The following is a 483-nucleotide window of genomic DNA, read 5'->3' on the forward strand; positions in this document are numbered from 1 at the left end:
ACTGGTACAGCCGCCGTGTGCTGGCCTGGCGGGTGTCGATCTCGATGGACACCGAGTTCTGCATCGAGGCCGTCGAGCAAGCGATCATGAAGCACGGAACTCCCGAGATATTCAACACCGATCAAGGCAGCCAATTCACCAGCAGCGCCTTCACCGGACTGCTCATAGCCCACGGCATCCGCATCTCGATGGACGGCAAGGGCTGCTGGCGCGACAACGTGTGGCTGGCGTCAACTATCCTGGCCACCGTGTTGCCTCACGAAGGAATGTTACCCGCCGGCCGGTTGTCGTTTTGGCTCTCTATCTGCCCTGTTCAATTCAATGATCGAAGGCTGTGGGCATGTGGTCGAAGGCTGCGGCGGTGGGCAACGCAGGCCGCACAGCGGCGCGTTGTCCACGGTCGCGGCCGGTGCGCCGCAGGCGCATCGTCTACATGTCCATAGTCTGCCGGGCGCGACCGTGGACCTGTCTCTTATACACATC

The 483-nt window shown here is 61.7% G+C and carries 1 pseudogene; it reads left to right on the plus strand.

Annotated features, from left to right (window positions below):
* Window positions 1–227 (plus strand): annotated as a pseudogene (locus QN413_RS27110) (transposase); the annotation flags it as partial.
* Between the last annotated feature and the right edge of the window lie 256 nt (window positions 228–483).

This window comes from Variovorax sp. LG9.2 (assembly GCF_035018885.1).
In the GTDB taxonomy this organism is placed as follows: Bacteria; Pseudomonadota; Gammaproteobacteria; order Burkholderiales; family Burkholderiaceae_C; genus Variovorax.